The organism is Rhizobium sp. YJ-22, assembly GCF_029601685.1.
Taxonomy (GTDB): domain Bacteria; phylum Pseudomonadota; class Alphaproteobacteria; order Rhizobiales; family Rhizobiaceae; genus Metarhizobium.
Genome location: NZ_JARRIR010000016.1, coordinates 1 through 17568, shown reverse-complemented (window position 1 = coordinate 17568; position 17568 = coordinate 1). Strand labels below are relative to the sequence as shown.

The following is a 17568-nucleotide window of genomic DNA, read 5'->3' as shown; positions in this document are numbered from 1 at the left end:
AGAAGCCGCGCCAGTCCGTTTATCGGGACATTCATGGGGATCTTCCACATATGACCACCAGGGTAAATCCGGTGCGGCTGCCTTTTTGGCGGCTGCAGTTGACGGCCGGCTGCATTCTCGCCACCTGCACGCCGGTGCTGGCCGCCGAGGGGAAATCCGCCGGCCCGTCGGAAGCTCTGTTCCTGATCCAGATCATCGTTCTGGTCATCGTCGGCAGGCTGCTCGGCGAGGCCATGGTCCGCATCGGCCAGCCTTCCATCATGGGGCAGATCGTCGGCGGCATTCTGCTTGGTCCTTCGCTGTTTGGCCTGCTGCTGCCCGGCGCCCAATCGGCGCTTTTTCCCGATATCGACACCCAGAAGGCGATGACGGATGCGGTGGCGCAGCTCGGCATTCTTTTCCTGCTGCTGCTGGCGGGCATGGAAACGGACCTGGCGCTGGCATTGCGCTTGCGCCGTGCGGCGACCGGCGTGTCGCTCACCGGTATCGTCATACCGTTTGCGCTGGGCTTCGGGCTCGGCGAACTCCTGCCGGCGAACCTGCTTCCCGATCCTGATGCAAGACTGGTTACATCGCTTTTCCTCGGAACGGCATTGTCGATCTCGTCGGTGAAGATCGTCGCCTCCGTCGTTCGCGAGATGGATTTCATGCGGCGCAATGTCGGTCAACTGATCGTCGCTTCCGCAATCATCGACGATACGGTCGGATGGGTCATTATCGCCGTGACCTTCAGCCTGGCGCAGAACGGGGCGGTCGATCTCGCCACGCTGGCGCAGAGCGTCATCGGCACGATAGCTTTCATGGCGTTCAGCTTCACCATCGGCCGACGCATCGTCTTCGAGATCATCCGCTGGACGAACGACACGTTCAAAAGCGATCTTCCTGTCCTCTCCGCCATCATCGCGATCATGGGCATCATGGCGATCGTGACCAATGCCATCGGCGTGCATACGGTCCTCGGCGCCTTCGTGGCGGGCATTCTCGTCGGACAGTCGCCCATTCTCACCCGCCAGATCGAAGGCCAGCTTCGCGCGCTGACGACAGCCCTGTTCATGCCGGTTTTCTTCGGCCTCACCGGTCTTCACACCGATCTCAGCGTCCTTTCCGATCCATCGGTGCTGCTTCTGGCGGGAGGGCTGATCGTGATCGCCAGCCTCGGGAAGTTTGGCGGTGCGTTTGCCGGTGCGAAGTTCGGCGGTTTTTCCAATGCCGAGGCGATTGCGCTTGGATGCGGCATGAATGCGCGCGGCTCGACGGAAGTCATCGTTGCGTCGATCGGTCTTGCGGTCGGTGTCCTCGACGAGCGGCTGTTCTCGGTCATCGTCGCGATGGCGGTGGTGACCACCATGGCGATGCCGCCGACGCTGCGCTGGGCCCTGGCCCGCCTGCCGATGCGCCAGGAAGAAAAGCATCGCCTCGAGCGCGAAGCCTTCGAAGAGCAGAGCTTCGTTTCGCAGTTCGAGCGCATCCTGCTTGCCACCGATCATTCCGCGAGCAGCGACCTGGCTGCGCGCGTGTCCGGTCATTTCGCGGCCTTGAGGAAAATGCCGGTCACCGTTCTCGACATTTCGGGAGAGGATGGCGAGGTTGCCGCCCGCGAAACGAAGGCTGGACGAGAGGGCGAGGCGCAGCAGATCGGCGATCGCGTCCGCGACACGGCCGAGATCGCCGCCGCGAGCCAGGATAAGGTCGCGGGGCCGGGCGAGGACGACCAAGTCCATGTTTCCATCCGCAGCCGCGATGGAAACCTCGAAGAGGCGCTGGCCGAAAGTGCGGAAAAAGGCCACGACATCATGTTCGTCGGCATCGAGCCCACGACGGGCGACGTCGGTCGCTACAGCAAGCAACTTGCCGCCATGGTCGCCGCCTTCAAGGGGACGACGGCGATCGTCTCGTCGCGCGGCGTTCTGCCGAAGGAAGACAAGGACCTACGCATCCTCGTCCCGGTCAGCGGCACGGAACGTTCGATGAAGGCGGCGGAGTTCGCTTTTATCGTTGCCAAGGCGGCAAGCGCCGCCATTACGGCAGTCTATTTTCGCGACCCGGCGCAGACGACCTCATTGTCACGCGTCAGCGATGCGAGAAATGCCCATCGGGCCGCATTCGAGCAGCTCGACCAGATTGCGTCCTTCTATCAGGTCAAGGTCGAGAAGGTCGCGCCGCAGGGCTCCGCTCCGGAACTGGCGATCCTCAGGCATGCGCGCAAGGGACGTTTCAATCTCATCGTTCTCGGTGTCAGCCGGCGGGCCGGCAGCGAGCTGTCCTATGGAAGCGTCGCCGACACGCTGTTGGAAACCGCCGACCGGTCATTCGTCTTCATCGAGACATAGAGGTATCCGGCCGGATCGGCCATTGAACGCGCCGATGCGACGTGGCCCGCCCCAAACGAAAACCTGCGCCGACATGAACAATCCTTGGAGGTCACCCGGAGGCGCCACGTCGCCAGTAGGACACGGCGAGGTGTTCGTGTTTCTTGAGGCCACGTTGCCGGCGCAGGTGGGCGCGGATGGTCTGAAACGCCTCGAATTCGCAGCCGGCCCAGACGTAGATCGACGTCCCCGCCACCGGAAAGAGCGTGGCAGCGATGGCGTCGGGGAGCAGGGCGGTGGTGCCCGCGGGTCGACCGTCCCGCGTCAGCCAGGTGATCTCGACATTGGAACGGCTGCGGATTGGTTGGATTTCAGCGGCATCCGCGACCTCGATGAAGGCTTGTCCCGAGACGGTCTCCGGGAGGCATTCAAGCATGCGGGCGATTGCCGGCAAGGCCGTTTCGTCGCCGGCGAAGAGATACCAGTCGGCCTCGACAAGCCCGCCGCCTCCCGGGCCGGCGACGCCGAGCCGGTCGCCGATCCGCGCGGTCTCGGCGAAATCCGAGCCGGGTCCGGCATCGGCATGGCGCACGAAATCGATGACCAGCGTGCCGGCCGCCACATCGACGGCGCGCACGGTGTATTTGCGGAAGGCAGGGCGCTTGTCCGGCTCCGCCCAGGCGATCAAGCCATCGGCGCCGACGCTCGGCCATTGCGGGGCGGCAAGGCCGGGCTGCTGCACCAGAATGTTGAGATGAAGCGCATCCATCGGACAGAAGCGGACGACATCGGGGCCGGACAATGTCAGGCGGCGCATATGCGGCGTGAGATTCGTGATCGCCTCTATCTGCAGGATCTGGAAATTTGGCGGACGCGCGAGATCACTGCCGTCGCCATCCCAAACGATGTCGGGCGCTGCCTCACCGGCAAATTCGGCGATATGCGAGGCAATCGCCATGCGCACATAATAGATACCTTCGAGGTCGGCGGCCGAGACATCGATCAACGTCTGGCCAGCATCGCGGTGAAACCGCGCAGACGCATTCGGAAAATGCAGGATATGTGCGTCTCCCTGGCGCTCCAGCCGGCCCTGGTGCTCGATCATGTGATCGCAGACCGCTGCGATCACCCGCTCGGTATCAGCCATCTCGATGCGCGCCTGCGCCGAAAATCTCGTCATCAATTCCTCATTCATGGGTTCAGCCCGATCCAGAAGGTGCCTTCGAGGGGAACGGCAAGAAACCGTCGGTTGATCTCGTCGAGGCTCCGCGCCGGATCGAGATCGGCGAAGCGTTCGGGGTGGATCCATTTCGCAAAACACTCCAGCGCCAGCACGCTGAGCGCCGAAATCGTGAGCTGGTGGGAAATGGCAAAGGCTCTGCCTTGCCTGACCGCCGTCAACTCGCCGAGCAGGTTGCGGGAGGTGACGTCGGCGAGCGAGTGTCGCGCGGCCTCAGCCTCGATGCCGCCGCCGACGACCAGGCCGCCGAGAGCGGCCAGATGCGGGCTGCCGGTGCCGATATAGAATTTCGGATCGATGCCGAGCACGTACTCGATATTCAACTGGCCATCATAACCGGCCGCGACCTCCGCGCCGATATTGTGGCCGCCGGCGAATTCGATGGCCTGGCTGATGCGGTTGTTCTTGCCCGGCGTGTAGCAGCAGAGCGTGCCGGCCTGCACGTCGATCAGCACGTCCGGCCGGTCTGTCACGCCGGCGAGGCGGGCGCCGATCAAGGCATATTTGTCCTTCACGAAAGCCGAGAAGGCATCGGCGCGCGCGCGTGCGCCGATCGCATCGCCCAGCAGCGCCAGCGAAAAGGCCGCGGCTTCGGCTGGCGGCAGGTCGGTGGTGCGGGGCCCGTCGAGGAACAGGACGGGGACGCCGGAAGCTTCCAGCTGACGGGTGACGGTCTCCCAGCCGGGCTGCCAGATACTGACGACGAACAGGTCCGGTTCGGCACCCAGGATGGGTTCGGCCGAGACGTTGCCGGGCACGACCCCGCCGACCCTGGGAATGGTGTCGATCTTCGGAAAGCGCTTGCGGAAGGCGGCATAGATGCCGCCATCGATGCGGCGCGGCGCAGCCCAGCCGGCAATCCGCGCGACGGGGTCGTCATCCAGCAGAGCCAGCGACAGCAGAAGCAGGCTTTCATTGGTGACGATGCGCTGCGCAGGCCGGGCGAGATGCACCTCGCGTCCGGCCGCATCGGTGATGACGATCTCCGCCTGGGCATCCCGCCCCCAGCCGGCAGCGAGGACCAGAAAGAGCAGCAGAACGAGATGACAGAGAACCGCCGGCAGGCCAACGGTTCTTTTTTCGAGGAAACCGGACACCGAGGTCACCAGGTATATTTCAGGCTCGCGGTGATGGCGCGGCCGGCTCCGTAGTTGCAGCTTCCGCCGGTGATGTTCAGGCAATGGGAAACATATTCCGTGTTGAACAGGTTGGAGACGTTGACACGCAGCCTGGTGCCTTCGAACTCCTTGTCCAACGCCCCGAAATCATAGTCGGCGCCGATATCGACGAGCGTGCGGGCGGGAATACGCAGTTGCGAGAGATAGGTCGTGTCCGTCTGGTAGGAAGACATGTAGCGAACGCCGGCATTGACCGCCAATCCCGGCACGGCGTCCGGGCGATAGTTGACCCACAGGCTTGCCTGATGCTTCGGCAGGCGCAGCATTTCGCGGCCAAGCTCGCTGGCGCGATTGGATTCGAGGATCTCGGAGTCCGAATAAGCATAGCTCGCCAACAGGTCGAGCGAGCCCGTCAGCTCGTATTTGCCTTCGATTTCGAGGCCGCGCACCCGCTGTTTGCCGGTCGAGACCGAAAACAGCGAATTGGCCGGGTCCGGCGTCAGGGCGTTGTCCAGCGTCAGGTCGAAGAGCGACAGCGAGACGAGGCCACGCCCGCCCGGCGGTTCGTATTTCACCCCGACCTCGAATTGCGATGCTGTCTGCGCGTCGAAGGGATTGCCGAAGCGATCGGTGCCGAGCGCCGGGATGAAGGCGGTCGAGTAGCTGGCATAGGGTGCCAGGCCGTTGTCGAACAGATAGGTCAGGCCGGCGCGGCCGGTGAGTTGACGGTCCTCGGTCGAGACCGTCTTGCCGCTCAGGCGGTCTGTGGTGTCGATATCGGAGACATCGTAGCGCAGGCCGAAAGTGCCGACCCAGCGGTCGTAGCGGATCTGGTCCTGGGCGTAGAGGCCGACCTGCTGCTGCTTTTGCAGGCCGGAGCGCTGGTAGGCCGGGACAGGAATGACGGCGCTGCCATAGACCGGATTGAGGAAATCGAGCGATGGCACGACGACGCCGGGTCCGGTATTGCCGAAATTGGTATCGGAGGTTGCCCTGAGATAATCCAGCCCGAACAGCGCCGTGTGGTCGAAGGCGCCGGTCCGGAAGCGGGCTTCGGCCTGGTTGTCGACGTTGAAGCTCGACACCCAGTCGTCAGAGAGCGCCGAGGCGCGATTGAGCGTGTGGCCGTCCGGCTGGTAGGCAAAGGCCGGGTTGACCAGCGCCAAGAACATGTTCTGCGAGGAGCGGCCATAGCGCAGGTTCTGGCGTACCGTCCACGTGTCGTTGAATTCATGCGAGAATTCGTAACCGGCGGTGTAAAAATCACGCTCGAAGACATTGGCGTTGGGGTCGCCGAGATACAGGCTGCGGGGGATCTGGCCGTTGGCGTTCGGCAGCAGCGTTCCCACCGCCGGATAGAAGCGCGGACTGAAGACCGGGCGGTCATGCTGGTAGTAGCCGTGGAGGGTCAGCGAGGTTGCGTCGCTCGGCGCCCAGGTCAGGCTCGGCGCCAGCATGACCTGACGGTCGCGTTCGCGATCGATCTGGGTGTGCATGTTGCGCGCCTGGCCGACGAAACGATAGCTCCATTCACCATCCTCGGTGATCGGCCCGGTGAGATCGGTGGAGACCTGGGCGCCGCCGAAGGAGGATGCGCCGATCGCGACTTCGCGATGCGGCTCGACCTGCGGGCGCTTGCTGACCTGATTGATGAGGCCGCCCGGAATGGCGCGCCCGTAGAGGACCGAGGCCGGCCCCTTGATGACCTCGACGCGCTCCAGCGCGTAAGGGTTGATGCTCGGCGTCGCATAATTGCTGGGATCGCCGGGCAACACCAGACCGTCGAGCCACATCGTCCCATAGAGGTTGAATCCACGAAGTTGCAGCCAGTCGTAGCGCACGTCGTAGCCGTTCGCCTCGGAAAGCACGCCCGGCGTATAACGCAGCGCCTGGGAAACGGTGTTGGCGCCCTGTTCCTCCATCTGGTCGCGGGTGACCACGCTGACCGCCTGGGGCGTTTCGATGAGCGGCGTATCGGTCTTGGCGCCGGCGCGGCTGCGCTTGGCGACGATACCATCGTCGGGGCCGCGCGGACTGTCGCGCTCGACCTTGATCGGCTTCAGGGCCGTAGCCCCATCCTCGCCCGACGCCTGCTGCGCCAGAGCCCAGACGGGGAGGGCGGCACACAACACGGTCGTAGCAAGCAAGAAACGTCTGCCATGGCGGCTGACCTCGACAAGGTGATGCATTCCCATTTCGTCACTCTTCCTTCGCCATGCGGCTAAGCCCACGTCAAACTTGACCGATCCGTTCAAGTTAATGTAGTCCTTACGCCACGACGGACCGGGAGGAAATGCCCGGGATTTTGCGCAACGATCAGAAAGCTTTGCGCAACAACAAATCTGCGGGTCGGCGCTTCCCCTTCGGCATGCGGCGCCCTTACCGAATGCGCTCTCAACGGGACGAAGGCACCCAGAATGAATTCCTCTTCACGCGCGAAGGATGGCAGGCGCTTTCAGGTCAAGGATTTCCTGCGCGCCGATGGCGTCACCGTCGACAGCCCGGACGACCGGCTGACGATGGAAGACACGCTGCTGGCCGGCGATTTCTATCACAAGGAGCTGCGCGACGGGCTGTTCCTGCATCTGAGCGATGTGCGCGAGGAGCGCGCCTTCACCGCCGTCTCGACGCTGAAGGAGGAGTTGTCCTGCATCTTCTTCCTCGACGGTGACGTGGAAGTGGCGATCGGCGACCGGACTTTCGCGTTCCACGGAAGCCGGCAGCGGATCATCGAGGGCGCGGCGATCATGAATTCGGCGCCGGAAACCTTCCGGCGCTCGTCCGGTGGCGACCAGCATTTGCGCCATCTGGTGGTGTCCGCCAGCCCGGAATGGTTGAATCTCGACGGCCTGACGCATCTGCGCGACGAGCGCCGGGCCTCGACCTTGCTGAAGGACCATCTCGCCGATCATCGATGGTCACTGACGCCGCGGCTCGCCGATCTCGTGCGGCAATTGTTTGCGCCGACTCCGCTGATGCCGGAACTGCGCGATCTTTATCTCGAATGCCGGGCGGTGGAGATCGTCGTCGAAACCATTTCGGCCGTCATGCGGGCCGAACGCCGCACCGATGGCCCGCAGCTTCTCGCCCGCCACGATGCCGCCCGTCTGCAGCGGGCCAAGGATATCATCGCCGTCAACCTGATGCAGCCGCTCAGCGTCGACATGGTCGCTCGCGAGGCCGGCACCAGCGCCAGCGGGCTGCAACGCCTCTTCCGCCTGTCGGAAGGCATGGGTGTCTTCGCCTATGTCCGCCAGCAACGGCTGGAACGCGCCTTCGAGGCGCTGAAAGCCCATGAGGCGACTATCCAGCAAGCCAGCATCATCGCCGGTTACACCAATCCCGCCAACTTCACCACCGCGTTCAAGCGCCATTTCGGCAAGACTCCGCGTTCGATATTTTGCGAATGACATGCGTGATGCCGTCGAGCTCGCCTGAGTATGATAATCAGGCACGAGTCGCGTTGCTTGGCGGCTAACCCGTATAGCGGAAGAAGTCGATGAAGGCGCGCAGGGCCGGGCGCATCTGTCGGCGGGTCGGATAGTAGATCGAAAAGCCGTCGAAGGGCGGGCACCAGTCTTCGAGAACGGAAATGAGCCTGCCGGCATCGATATCGTCCATGATACGCTGGTCGAAGACATAGGCAAGGCCGGCGCCGTCGATCGCCGCCGCGCGCATCAGCCGCTGGTCCGAGACGATCAAAGGCCCCTTGACGTCCACCGTCACCTGTCGCCCGTCCTTCTCCAGTTCCCAGCGATAGATGCGACCGCTTGAAAAACGCCGCCGGATGCAACGGTGCTGCATCAGCTCACGCGGCTGGAGCGGCTTCGGATGCGCCTCGAAATAAGCAGGCGCGCCGACAATCAATCCACGCCATGGCCCGCTGGCGCGCACCGCGATCATATCCGCCTCGAGATGCTCGCCAAGACGCAGGCCTGCATCGAAGCCCTGTTCGACGATATCCTCGAAACGGTCGTCCGTGCGCAAATCCAGCTCGATCTGAGGATAGGCCAGCAGGAAGGCACCGAGGCGCGGCATGACGATGTCTTCGGCCGCGATCAGTGGCATTGTGATGCGCAACGGTCCGGCGGGCCGGCCCTGCCGGTCGGCGAGGGAGTCCATCGCTGTTCCGATATCCGCCAGTGCCGGGGCCAGCGTGTCGAGCAGCAATCGGCCCTCTTCAGTGGGTGCGACGCTGCGGGTGGTGCGGGCGATGAGGCGCACGCCAAGGCTTGCCTCCAGCGCCGAGACGGCATGGCTGACCGCCGAAGGCGCGATGCCGAGTTCGACTGCGGCCTTGCGGAAGGAGCGCGCCTCGGCGACGATGGCGAGAACGGCGAGTTGCGAAAGCTGGGTCCGATTCATTGTTCCAACAAATAGAACAAGCTGTTGGCGTTTGCAGCAATTTTCAGATGAAGCACCGTCGCCTAGATTGCATCGCGCTGGATGACGGCGGATTGCCCGCCGCCCGGTTCACGCACGCTTTCGTCCCAGAAGAAGGATTCTTGCCATGAAACACCGCAAACTCGGCAGTCTCGACGTTTCCGCCCTCGGGCTCGGCTGCATGGGGATGAGCCACGCATATGGCCCCGCGTCGGATGAAACGGCGGCCATAAATACGCTGCATCGCGCCGTCGATCTCGGCGTCACCCTGTTCGATACGGCCGAGGTCTACGGCCCTTACAAGAACGAGATCCTCCTCGGCAAGGCGCTGAAGCCGGTACGCGACAAGGTGGTGATCGCCACCAAGTTCGGCTTCCACATCGATGCGACGAAACCGGCCGCGCAGATGATAACCGGTACGGACAGCCGTCCGGAAAATGTCCGCGCCGTCGCCGAAGCCTCGCTGAAACGGCTCGGCGTCGAGGTCATCGATCTCTTTTACCAGCACCGCGTCGATCCGGCCGTGCCGATCGAGGAAACGGTCGGGGCCATGGCGGAACTGGTGCGCGACGGCAAGGTGAGGGCGCTCGGCCTCTCGGAAGCGGGCGCCGAGACGATCCGCAGGGCGCATGCGGTCCATCCCATCGCCGCCCTGCAAAGCGAATATTCACTCTGGACCCGTGAGGTGGAAGAGAACGGCGTGCTCGACACCTGCCGCGCCCTCGGCATCGGCTTCGTGCCCTTCAGCCCTCTTGGCCGCGGTGTTCTCACCGGCGCACTGAAGAAGCTCGACGGCCTCTCCGCCGACGACTTCCGCCGTTCCCTGCCGCGCTTCGATGCCGAGAATTTCGACGCAAACCTGGCGCTGGTGGCCTTGCTGGAGGAGATGGCGAAGGAAAAGGGCGTCGCTCCGGCTCAGCTTGCGCTTGCCTGGGTTCTGGCGCAGGGCGATTTCATCGTGCCCATTCCCGGTGCCAGCAAGGTGCCGCATCTGGAGCAAAACGTCGCCGCCGCCGATGTGGTGTTGACGCCGGAAGAAGCCGCCCGCCTGGGCGACCTGCTTTCACCGGCGAAAGTGGCCGGCGGCCGCTATTCACAGCGGATGGCCTCCCTGGCCAACCGCTAACCGGCGAAGGCGCGCGCGAATGGATCGGCGCGCGCCTTGACGGTCAAAGCGCCACGACAAGCTTTTCAGCCAATTCTCCCGCCCCGGCATCGACCGGCGCCTACAACCAGAAAGAGTCGCCCCTCCGAGAACAGGCGACCTTCCGCCAGAGCGACATCTGGAAATCACAAAGGACATGGCCAATTGGGCGAAATTGGCGAAATTGGCGAAGGATCGCGACGCGCACGGCCGTTCCCGTCGGGATCACGACGCTGGGCATGATCCGGTCCCGACGTTTTTCCACCACAGCCCGGCATGAAGATCTATCTTGTCTTCCAAATGTTTGGCATTGTGTCCTCCACCGCGAAACCATGCGATCTCCATGGGGCTGACACATTGCAACTGCGCACCGACCACCCATTTCCAGCGACGTCCCGTCGCGACCATCAATGGAAAAAGGTTCCTGCATGAAACACGTCGTTCACGGTAGCGCGGTCATGTTCCTGCTCGCTCTGACGGGCTGCAACCAACCCCAGTCCACGTCGGCCTCCGAGCCGCGCCATGTCGCGGTGGTTGTGGCGGAAGAACAGCCCCTGGTGAAAGGCGGCGCGATAACCGGCGAGATCCGCGCCAGGACGCAGACCGACCTGTCTTTCCGTGTCGGCGGCAAGATCGTGGCGCGCATGGTCGAGGTCGGCGATCGCGTCAAGACAGGTCAAGTTCTCGCCCGCATCGATGCCGAGGAACAGAAAGCCGAGCTGGAGGTCGCGAAGGCGAATCTCGAGGCGGCACAGGCGCAGCAGACGCAGGCCGAACTTGCCTTCAATCGCCAGCAGAACCTTTTCAAGACCCAGGTCACGACAAGGGCCGATCTCGATCAGGCGCAGGCCGCGCTTCTGACGGCGCAGGGCAGCACAAAGTCCGCGCAGGCCCAGTTCGAAAACGCGCAGGACGCCCTGGGCTATACGGAACTCAAGGCGACGGCCGACGGGATTGTGACCGCCCGCAAGGCCGAGGTCGGACAGGTAGCGCAAGCCGCCGAAACCATCTTCACCGTGGCGCATGACGGCCCACGGGATGCCGTGTTCGACGTGGTGGAAACCGTTTTTCTTGGAAAGCCCGTCGAACCGCTCGTCAAGGTACAGCTTCTATCGAACCCGTCGCAGGTCGTCGATGCGACCGTTCGGGAGATATCGCCGACGATCGATCCGTCGACGGGGACGATCAGAGTGAAGGTGGGGCTGCCCGATACGCCGTCCATGCCGCTCGCCGCCGCCGTGTCCGGCATGTTCCAATACGCACCCGAGACCGCCATCCAGCTTCCCTGGTCGGCAATGGCGTCGAAGCGCGGGAAACCCGCCGTCTGGATCGTCGATGGAGCGAGCGCGAAGGTGTCGCTGCGTCCAATCGAAACCGACGACTACGAAACCGGCCGTTTCGTTGCGAAATCAGGCGTTTCGCCGGGAGACCTCGTCGTATCGGAAGGCGCCAAGTTCCTGCTGGAAGGCGAAGTGGTCTCGTTTGACAAAGGAGCGTCCAAATGAGCCTCCCTGCGCGCTTCGCCGCAATCTTCCTGGTAACCATGGCGCTGACCGCCTGTAACGAGAAAGACAAGACCGAGGCGAACCCGCCCCGCCCGGTTCTGTCCATCGTGGCGAGCGCGACGCCGGTCGACAGCCTGCGACTGACCGGCACGGTTCAACCGAAATTCGAAACCGAACTCGGCTTTCGTGTCCTTGGCCGTCTCACGGCGCGAAACGTCAGCGTCGGCGACGTCGTCAAGACGGGCGATGTGGTCGCGGCGATCGATCCTCTATCGCTCGAGCTTGCGGTGAAGAGCGCGCAATCGGATCTCTCGAATGCGCAGGCGCAATTGCGAAATGCCCAAAGCATCCAGCAGCGGCAGTTTACGCTGGCCGAAACCCGCTCCGGCACCGCCGCCGCGCTCGAGCAGGCCCAGCAGGGGTTGAAGAGCGCTGTCGCCGCGACGGCGCGGGCGCAGGCCAATCTCGACAAGGCGCAGGAACAGCTCGGCTATGCCCAGCTTCACACCGAGTTCGACGGGGTCGTCACCGCAACATCCGCCGAGGTGGGGCAGATTGTCTCCGCCGGGCAGGTGGTGGTAACCATTGCCCGGCCGGAGGAGCGTGACGCGGTCGTGGACGTTCCGCAGGCCGCCGCCGAAAAACTGAAGATAGGTTCGCCGTTCGAGGTCGTTCTGCAACTGGATCCGGCGATCCTGGCGAAAGGCACGGTCAGGGAAATCGCCCCCGAGGCGGACACCGCGACCAGAACCCGACGCACGAAGATCGCGCTGGTGAACCCGCCGGATGCCTTCAGGCTTGGTTCGGTGGTCACCGCGTCAGCCTTGATTTCAGCGCGGCTCCAAATCCTGATACCGGCATCCGCGATCCTGCAAAAGGACGGAAAACAAAGTGTCTGGATCGTGGATCCGAAGACCGCGAAGGTCTCCGCGCGCCAGGTCAGGATCGCGAGCGATGGTGTTGCCGGTGGGTCCGTCGACGTCGTCGAGGGGATCGATGCCGGCGAGCGTGTCGTCGTTGCGGGCGTGAACGAACTGAGCGATGGCCAGACCATCAAGATCGATCAGGAGTTTGATCAGTGAAGACATTCAACCTGTCGGATTGGGCGCTGGAGCACCGCTCCCTCATCTGGTACTTCATGATCGTGTTCGTGATCGCCGGCGTGTTCTCCTATCTGAACCTCGGCCGTGAGGAAGATCCGAACTTCACCATCAAGACGATGGTCATCAGCGCCAACTGGCCCGGCGCATCCGCCGAGGAAGTCACCAGGCAGGTCACCGACAGGATCGAGAAGAAGCTGCAGGAACTGGAATCGCTGGATTATACCAGAAGCGAGACAGTTGCCGGAAAGACCACCGTTTTCGTCGAGCTTCTGCCGACCACCAAGGCGCGCGACGTCGCGGGAACCTGGGTGCGGGTGCGCAACATGATCGGCGATATCCAGGCCACTTTTCCGAGCGGCGTCCAGGGTCCATTCTTCAACGATCGCTTCGGCGACGTCTACGGCAACATCTATGCCTTCACCAGCGATGGGCTGACGCAGCGCCAGTTGCGCGATCTGGTCGAGGATGCGCGCTCGAAGATCCTGACCGTGGAAAATGTCGGGAAGGTCGATGTCATCGGCGCACAGGACGAGGCCATCTATCTCGAATTCTCCACCCGCCAGATCGCGGCGCTGGGGATCGATCGCCAATCGGTGATACAGACCCTGCAGGCCCAGAATGCGGTGACGCAATCCGGCTTTGTCGATGCCGGACCGGAACGCATTGCGCTACGGGTCAGCGGTCAATTCACCTCGGAAGACAGTCTGAGGAAAATCAATCTGCGGGTCAACGACCGCTTTTTTCCGCTGACCGATGTGGCGACCATCCGGCGCGGATATGTGGACCCGCCGACATCGCTGTTCCGGTACAATGGCCAGCCGGCCGTCGGCCTTGCGATCGGCATGCGGCAGGGCGCCAACCTGCTGAAATTCGGCGAGGCGCTCGATGCCGAAATGAAGCAACTGGTCGGCGAATTGCCGATCGGGGTCGGCGTCTATCGCGTTTCCGATCAGCCGGCTGTTGTCGAAGAGGCCGTTTCCGGCTTCACGCGCGCGCTCTTCGAAGCGGTCGCGATCGTCCTGCTCATCAGCTTCATCAGCCTAGGCCTCAGGGCAGGCATGGTCGTTGCCGTTTCCATCCCGCTCGTGCTCGCCATCACCTTCGTCTACATGGAATATACGGGCATCTCCCTCCAGCGTATCTCGCTGGGTGCGCTTATCATCGCGCTCGGCCTGCTGGTGGACGACGCCATGATCGCCGTCGAAATGATGGTCGCCCGTCTGGAGGCCGGAGACGATCTGAAAAAAGCGGCCACCGCCGTCTATACGTCCACCGCCTTTCCGATGCTCACCGGCACGCTCGTGACGGTATCCGGCTTCATCCCCATCGGATTGAACAGCAGCGCGGCCGGCGAGTTCACCTTCACGCTGTTCGTGGTCATCGCGGTTTCGCTTATCGTCTCATGGATCGTCGCGGTTCTGTTTACGCCGTTGCTCGGCGTCACCATTCTTCCCAAGACGATGAAGTCTCATCACGAGAAAAAGGGACGCATCGCGTCGGCCTTTGCGTGGACACTTGGGCTCGCCATGCGATGGCGCTGGGTCACCATCGTGCTGACGATCGCCACCTTTGCGATTTCCGTGGTCGGGATGGGCCTCGTCCAGCAACAATTCTTCCCGAATTCGGACCGCGTCGAACTCATCGTCGACTGGAATCTGCCCCAGAACAGCTCGATTGCAGAGACCGACAGGCAGATGGCGCAGTTCGAAAAGGACAAGTTGTCCGGCAATCCCGACATCGATCACTGGACGAGCTATGTCGGGCAGGGGGCTCCACGCTTCATCCTCTCCTTCGACGTACAGACTCCGAGCGTCTATTTCGGCCAGACGATCATCGTCACCAAGAGCCTGGCGGTGCGTGACCGGGTGCGGGCCGATCTCCAGGATTACCTCTCGAAATCCTTCCCCGGCACGGATGCCTTCGTGAAGTTGCTGGATATCGGTCCGCCGGTCGGCAAGCCCGTGCAATACAGGGTCAGCGGTCCCGATATTCAGACGGTGAGGGAGGTGTCCCAACGTTTCGCGGCGATCATGGCGTCTAATCCTGTTCTGCGGAACATGAATTTCGATTGGAACGAGCCGTCGCGGGTCGTGAAGATCGACGTGCTTCAGGACAAGGCCCGCCAGCTCGGCGTTTCGTCGAAGGACATCGCAACGGTGCTGAACAGTATCGTGGCCGGAGCCTCGGTAACCCAGGTGCGGGACGATATCTATCTGGTCGACGTAATCGGCCGCGCCGCTTCGAACGAGCGCGGTTCGATCGAAACGCTGCAGAACCTTCAGATCGGCACGGCAAACAACAAGCTGGTGCCATTGTCGGCGGTCGCAAACTTCAGGTATGAACTCGAGCAGCCCATGATCGGCCGGCGCGACAGGATGCCGACGGTCACGATCAAGGCGGCGGTTGCCGGGCCGACCCAGCCGGCGACGATCGTCGAGCAGTTGCGTCCCCAGGTACAGGCTTTCGAGAAGGCATTGCCGGCGGGCTACAAGGTGGAGGTTGGCGGCGCGGTCGAGTCCAGTTCGGACGCGCAAGGCCCGATCGCTGCGGTCGCGCCGTTCATGCTCTTTGCGATGGCGACCATCCTGATGATACAGTTGCAGAGTTTCAGCCGCTTGTTCCTGGTGTTCGCCGTCGCACCCACCGCGTTGATCGGCGTTGTCGCGGCGCTCCTTTTGAGCAATTCCCCGATGGGTTTCGTCGCCATTCTCGGTATCCTGGCCCTCATCGGCATCCTGATCCGCAACTCCGTCATTCTGGTGGTGCAGATCGAGCAATTGCGAAGCGAAGGCATTCCGGCATGGACGGCCGTGGTGGAAGCAACAGAGCATCGCATGAGACCGATCATGCTGACAGCGGCCGCAGCAACACTCGCGCTGATTCCAATATCGCGTGAGGTATTCTGGGGGCCGATGGCTTACGCCATGATGGGCGGCATCGTCGTCGGCACCTTGCTCACCTTGCTGTTCCTGCCCGCCTTGTACGTCGCTTGGTTCCGGATTCCGACAAACGATGACCGGGCTGCCGAGACTTGATGCGCCCCTTATATGGGTCATATAGCTGGCGAATTTCCTGCTGTGCTGAGGTCGGATGCGTATCGTAATCCGACCCAGGCGGAAAACCTTGTCCAGAGTTCCACGGATGACACCCTTTTGGGCCAAAGCTCGCCGAGCCCTGAATGCTTCCTACCATTTCTCCGCCCGCAAGCGGCAATATCGACGCCGTGACGCCAAGACCGAGGCAGGTCGCCCAGCCCTTGCCAATCATTCCAGTTCGATAATCTGTCTTATGGAACTTATTAGAATACTAAGTATTGCGGCCGTCCTTATCCGAACAGCTCGACTACAAGGGCGAACTGATCATTATCGGCAGGGAGGTCCGCGATATCGCCGAGGCGGACGCCCTCGATTATATCTGCAGCTATTCCATCTTCAACGACGCCTCAAACCGCGGCTCCCAGTTCAAGGCGCAGCAATGGACGCCGGGCACAAATTTCGACGACACCGGCGTCTTTGGACCGCATTTCGTGATGGCCGACGAACTGGCGCCGGGCTGCGAGGGCCTACGCCTTAGCCAGGCGATGTGATCGTCGCCGGCAAGCCTTCCGGCGTTTAAAGTGCCTTTTGCAATTCCGGCAGGGCTTCGAAGAGGTCTGCGACGAGGCCGTAGTCGGCGACCTGGAAGATCGGGGCTTCCTCGTCCTTGTTGATCGCCACGATCACCTTGCTGTCCTTCATGCCCGCCAGATGCTGGATGGCGCCGGAGATGCCGCAGGCGATGTAGAGCTGCGGCGCGACCACCTTGCCCGTCTGTCCGACCTGCCAGTCGTTGGGCGCATAGCCGGCATCGACGGCCGCACGCGACGCCCCGACGGCAGCCCCGAGCTTGTCGGCAACCGGCAGGATGACCTCCTGGAACTTCTCCGACGAACCCAGCGCCCGGCCGCCCGAGATGATGATCTTGGCAGACGTCAGTTCCGGACGATCCGACGATGACAAGGCGTCAGCGACATGAGAGGAAAGGCCGGGGTTCGCGACGGCTGCGACGCTTTCGACCGGGGCACTGCCACCCTCGCCGGCCGCGGCAAACGAGGCGGTGCGCACGGTGATGACTTTCCTGGCATCGCTTGCCTGCACCGTCTGGATGGCGTTGCCAGCATAGATCGGGCGCTTGAAGGTATCGGGGGACACCACCTCGACGATTTCCGAGACCTGTGCCACGTCGAGCAGCGCGGCCACCCGCGGCAGCACGTTCTTGGCCGACGAGGTCGCGGCGGCGATGATGGTGTCATAGGCAGGCGCCAGCGAGACGATCAAGGCCGCCAGCGGCTCGGCGAGATTGTTGGCAAGGCTGGCATCGTCGGCGACCAGCACCTTGGCGACGCCGGCAAGCCTGGCGGCTGCGTCGGCGGCGGCCTTGGCATTGGAGCCGGCAACCAGCACATGCACGTCGGCGCCGATCTGCCTGGCGGCCGTCAGCGCCTTGGCGGTCTGGTCGGAAACATGGGTGTTGTCGTGTTCTGCCAGAAGAAGAATGGCCATGATGTAATCTCCTCAAAAGTTGGTTCGGAACCTGTCAGGCCCTGCCGAAAACGGTGGGGTGCGAGAACCGGCGCGCAGCGGACTTAAGGTCCGTGAGCACCGGAAGCGCAGTGACACGCCGTTTGCAGGCGGGCCTCACAGGTTTCAGAGCACGCCGGCTTCGTTCTTCAGCTTGTCGATCAGCTCAGCGACGGAGCCCACCTTGACGCCCGCCTTGCGGCCGGC

At 63.0% G+C, this 17568-nt stretch carries 12 protein-coding genes and 1 pseudogene; 7 read left to right on the top strand and 6 right to left on the bottom strand.

Features of this window, described 5'->3' with window-relative positions; all coding sequences use genetic code 11:
• The first annotated feature begins 50 nt into the window (after positions 1–50).
• Positions 51–2330, top strand: coding sequence for a cation:proton antiporter (locus tag P7F60_RS26215; RefSeq protein WP_277920590.1), 2280 nt, complete (start codon positions 51–53; stop codon positions 2328–2330).
• 91 nt (positions 2331–2421) lie between these two features.
• Here P7F60_RS26215 and P7F60_RS26210 read toward each other — a convergent pair whose 3' ends face one another.
• Genes P7F60_RS26210 through P7F60_RS26200 form a run of 3 tightly spaced genes read right to left on the bottom strand, consistent with a single transcriptional unit; the run spans position 2422 to position 6862 of the window.
• A complete protein-coding gene (locus P7F60_RS26210) occupies positions 2422–3489 on the bottom strand; it encodes a siderophore-interacting protein (protein WP_277920589.1) in 1068 nt (355 codons plus the stop codon).
• An 11-nt stretch (positions 3490–3500) separates the two neighbouring features.
• Entirely contained in the window at positions 3501–4655 is a 1155-nt protein-coding gene (locus P7F60_RS26205; protein ID WP_277920588.1) for an ABC transporter substrate-binding protein, read from the bottom strand.
• Positions 4652–6862: a TonB-dependent siderophore receptor gene (locus P7F60_RS26200; RefSeq protein WP_277920587.1), complete on the bottom strand. Its 2211-nt coding sequence runs from the start codon at positions 6860–6862 to the stop codon at positions 4652–4654. Before P7F60_RS26200 ends, P7F60_RS26205 begins: the two co-directional genes overlap by 4 nt.
• 222 nt (positions 6863–7084) lie before the next feature.
• On the opposite strand from P7F60_RS26200, the gene P7F60_RS26195 reads away from it, so the two are divergent.
• Complete coding sequence (locus tag P7F60_RS26195; protein ID WP_277920586.1) at positions 7085–8077, top strand: AraC family transcriptional regulator; 993 nt, start codon at positions 7085–7087, stop codon at positions 8075–8077.
• A gap of 64 nt (positions 8078–8141) precedes the next feature.
• Here P7F60_RS26195 and P7F60_RS26190 read toward each other — a convergent pair whose 3' ends face one another.
• Positions 8142–9032 (bottom strand): LysR family transcriptional regulator, encoded by an 891-nt coding sequence (locus P7F60_RS26190; protein WP_277920585.1) that lies wholly within the window; start codon positions 9030–9032, stop codon positions 8142–8144.
• 145 nt (positions 9033–9177) lie between these two features.
• Between P7F60_RS26190 and P7F60_RS26185 the strand changes: the two genes are divergently transcribed.
• From P7F60_RS26185 to P7F60_RS26165, 5 genes are all read left to right on the top strand, one after another.
• Positions 9178–10176: an aldo/keto reductase gene (locus P7F60_RS26185; RefSeq protein ID WP_277920584.1), complete on the top strand. Its 999-nt coding sequence runs from the start codon at positions 9178–9180 to the stop codon at positions 10174–10176.
• Between the two features lie 476 nt (positions 10177–10652).
• Positions 10653–11699: an efflux RND transporter periplasmic adaptor subunit gene (locus P7F60_RS26180; RefSeq protein ID WP_277920583.1), complete on the top strand. Its 1047-nt coding sequence runs from the start codon at positions 10653–10655 to the stop codon at positions 11697–11699.
• Entirely contained in the window at positions 11696–12781 is a 1086-nt protein-coding gene (locus P7F60_RS26175) for an efflux RND transporter periplasmic adaptor subunit (RefSeq protein ID WP_277920582.1), read from the top strand. Before P7F60_RS26180 ends, P7F60_RS26175 begins: the two co-directional genes overlap by 4 nt.
• A complete protein-coding gene (locus tag P7F60_RS26170; protein ID WP_277920581.1) occupies positions 12778–15837 on the top strand; it encodes an efflux RND transporter permease subunit in 3060 nt (1019 codons plus the stop codon). The genes P7F60_RS26175 and P7F60_RS26170 overlap by 4 nt, the downstream gene beginning before the upstream one ends.
• A 278-nt stretch (positions 15838–16115) precedes the next feature.
• On the top strand, positions 16116–16388 hold the full coding sequence (locus P7F60_RS26165; protein ID WP_277920580.1) for a fumarylacetoacetate hydrolase family protein: 273 nt from the start codon (positions 16116–16118) through the stop codon (positions 16386–16388).
• Between the two features lie 25 nt (positions 16389–16413).
• Here the strand turns inward: P7F60_RS26165 and P7F60_RS26160 are convergent, their stop codons facing one another.
• Complete coding sequence (locus P7F60_RS26160) at positions 16414–17343, bottom strand: electron transfer flavoprotein subunit alpha/FixB family protein (RefSeq protein WP_277920579.1); 930 nt, start codon at positions 17341–17343, stop codon at positions 16414–16416.
• A gap of 144 nt (positions 17344–17487) precedes the next feature.
• Positions 17488–17568, bottom strand: a pseudogene (locus P7F60_RS26155) (electron transfer flavoprotein subunit beta/FixA family protein); the annotation flags it as partial.